Here is a 2,991-nt window from a genome sequence, read left to right on the forward strand (position 1 = left end):
CCTTTGAACTCATTTGGGAAAACCGAGCCTTATGCGGCTGCGGCGACCGCGCTCGCATCGAAGCCGAAAGCGCTGACGCGGACGCCGCAGCCGCATAAGGCTCGGTTTTCCCAAATGAGTTCAAAGGGGCCTGCGGGCCCCTTTTTTGTTTGCCGATGTTTGCTGTCCATCGGCCAGCGCCAGGTACTGGCTTCCGCTCAACAGCTTCCAATCGAATGCACCCGGTACCTCTTCAGTGTTCGGGTAAGGATATGAATAGATACTGTCGAGGACGGCTCGAGAATCGATTTTCGCCATCGCTTGCGACGGGGAGGAGGCCTTCAAATAGGTTTCGGCATCTTGGTTGCCGATGAAGTCGGCAGCCACATGAAAATGTATCTGAATCGGTCCGGCGCAGATGTTCATCCCGATGTCATGGCCGGATGCCGCGTAGAAAACCTTGGCCTGATCTGGAGTCCAAAGGCCGGCACCCAGGAACTCTGATGGCTTTGTCTTTCCGCTGAACCCGTCCAGGGAGAGTGCAAAGCGAGTGGTGAGAGCCTCCAAATCGCCTTTGAGGTAACTGGCCTGCTCAATTTGAAACCAGTTCATCTGGCGAGGCGGCGTGATATCAAAGGAAATTTCGAGCTTTCCGAACGTCCAGTAATCTGGATCGACATGCTCAGGCATGCCGAGCACTTCGATAATCTCGGCCATTGTCATGTCGGGGGAGATCGGCCCCAAGCTGCCGGTCTTCAAAAAGTCACGGAAAGACAGGAGTTGTTTTTTCATCAGGGCCACGAGGTTTTCGGTTTCAAGGTCAGCTGTAGCTGTTTTGCTGCCCAAATAGTCGGATTTCAGCGGCTTAGCCTTTCATTTTGCACAATCGTCGGGACAATGCCCCCGAACTTGCCTTGGAGGATTCGCGAATGCGCGCCAGAAGACTGCCCCTTGTTCTGCTTTTCGCCATCATGGCGTTTGCGGCCGCACCGGTGGTCAGGCAGGCATTGGCCGAGGAGACGAAGACCGATCCCGGCCTGTCCGATGTGCTGACCGACCTGCTGCATGGCGTGGAAGGCGAAAACGCCACGGCTGGTCCCGACAAGCGCGTACCCTTCGGCCGCGAGGAGGTGCAATTGTCGTTTGCGCCGCTGGTCAAGCAGACAGCCCCGGCCGTGGTCAACGTCTATGCCTCGCAGACGGCCAAGGTCACGTCGCCTTTCGACGGCGATCCGTTCTTCGAGGAATTCTTCGGTCGCTCGCAGCCGCGTGCACAGTCTTCGCTCGGCTCCGGCGTGCTGGTCGATCCGACCGGCGTCGTGGTCACCAATTACCACGTCATCAAGGATGCCGACCGGGTCAAGGTGGCGACCGCTGATGGGCGTGAGTTCGACAGCAAGGTGCTGCTCAAGGACGAGACACTCGACCTCGCCGTGCTCAAGATCACCTCGGACAAGCCGTTTCCGGTTATCGCCATCGGCGATTCCGACGCGCTTGAGGTCGGCGACCTGTTGCTGGCCATCGGCAACCCCTTCGGCGTCGGCCAGACCACCACCAGCGGCATCGTCTCGGCACTGGCCCGCAGCCATATCGGCGTCTCCGATTCCAGCTTCTTCATCCAGACCGACGCCGCCATCAATCCTGGCAATTCCGGCGGCGCGCTGATCAACATGGGCGGCCAGCTGGTCGGCATCAACACCGCCATCTACAGCCGCAGCGGCGGTTCGATCGGCATCGGCTTCGCCATTCCCTCGAATATGGTCCGCGCTTTTGCCGACGCGGCCAAGGCCGGGCTCGACTTCTTCGAACGGCCCTATATCGGCGCCGAGTTCGAATCGGTGACGCCGCAGATCGCCGAATCGCTCGGCATGGAGAAGCCGACCGGTGCGCTGGTCTCGTCGGTCGAGGCGACCGGTCCGGCCGGCAAGGCAGGACTCAAGCCCGGCGACGTGGTGCTGCAACTCAATGGCAAGCCGGTCGAGAGCATCGAAGCGCTGGACTACCGGATGGCGACGCTGTCGATCGGCACCACCGCCAATTTCGCGGTTTTGACCAAGGGCCAGCAGGCGGCGATGGATATTGCGCTGGAGCGTGCTCCGGAAGGCATGAAAGCTGCCGAGGTGACGCTGCATGGCCGCAGCCCGTTTTCGGGCGCCAAGGTCGCGGAGCTGTCGCCCCGGCTCGCGCAGCGGCTTGGCCTGCGCACGGACATCAAGGGCGTCACCGTGGTCGACATCAACCGTGATTCTCCGGCCGCCGATTTCGGCTTCCAGCCGGGCGACATCGTGCGCGAGGTGAACGGCACCACCATCGATACCGCGGCGACCCTGGAGTTGGCGGCCAGGACGGATACGCGCTGGTGGCGCTTTACCGTCGAGCGTGGCGGGCAGATAATGCGTCAGGTGTTGCGTTATTAGGGCTGGGTTCCGTGCATTCGGGCTCATGCTCCAACGAAAAAGAAGTGCATGGCCGATCTGTTCAGCGTCGATGAACCGGAAAAGACCCCGCCTGGGCGGCCGCTGGCCGACAGGCTGCGGCCGAGAAACCTTGGCGAGGTCGTCGGCCAGGAGCATCTGACCGGCCCTGACGGCGCGCTGACCCGGTTGATCGGTTCCGGCTCGCTCGGCTCGATGATCTTCTGGGGGCCGCCCGGCACCGGCAAGACCACCGTGGCGCGCCTGCTTGCCGGCGAAACCAGCCTGGCCTTCGAGCAGATATCGGCTGTCTTTTCCGGCGTCGCCGACCTGAAAAAGGTGTTCGAAGCGGCCAAATTGCGCCGCACCAATGGCCGCCAGACCTTGCTGTTCGTCGACGAGATCCATCGCTTCAACCGTGCCCAGCAGGACAGCTTTCTCCCGGTCATGGAGGACGGGACAGTCGTGCTGGTTGGCGCCACGACCGAAAACCCGTCCTTCGAACTGAATGCCGCTTTGTTGTCACGCGCGCGCGTTCTGGTCTTCCATTCGCTTGGCGAGGAGAGCATCTCTCCTCGCCAAGCGAATGGAAGACCAG

3 protein-coding genes are annotated in these 2,991 nt (G+C 61.3%); 2 read left to right on the forward strand and 1 reads right to left on the reverse strand.

Going from position 1 to position 2,991, the window contains the following annotated elements; genetic code table 11:
• Nucleotides 1–120: 120 nt before the first annotated feature.
• Nucleotides 121–825, reverse strand: coding sequence for a hypothetical protein (locus EN906_RS29055; protein ID WP_127271593.1), 705 nt, complete (start codon nucleotides 823–825; stop codon nucleotides 121–123).
• 83 nt (nucleotides 826–908) lie between these two features.
• Here EN906_RS29055 and EN906_RS29060 point away from each other — a divergent pair, with 83 nt between their 5' ends.
• Both EN906_RS29060 and EN906_RS29065 read left to right on the forward strand, forming a co-directional pair.
• Entirely contained in the window at nucleotides 909–2,396 is a 1,488-nt protein-coding gene (locus EN906_RS29060; RefSeq protein WP_127268775.1) for a DegQ family serine endoprotease, read from the forward strand.
• 48 nt (nucleotides 2,397–2,444) lie between these two features.
• On the forward strand, nucleotides 2,445–2,991 hold a 547-nt coding region (locus tag EN906_RS29065), incomplete at its 3' end, for an AAA family ATPase (RefSeq protein WP_127375564.1).

The organism is Mesorhizobium sp. M7A.F.Ca.CA.004.06.1.1 (assembly GCF_003999135.1).
In the GTDB taxonomy this organism is placed as follows: domain Bacteria; phylum Pseudomonadota; class Alphaproteobacteria; order Rhizobiales; family Rhizobiaceae; genus Mesorhizobium.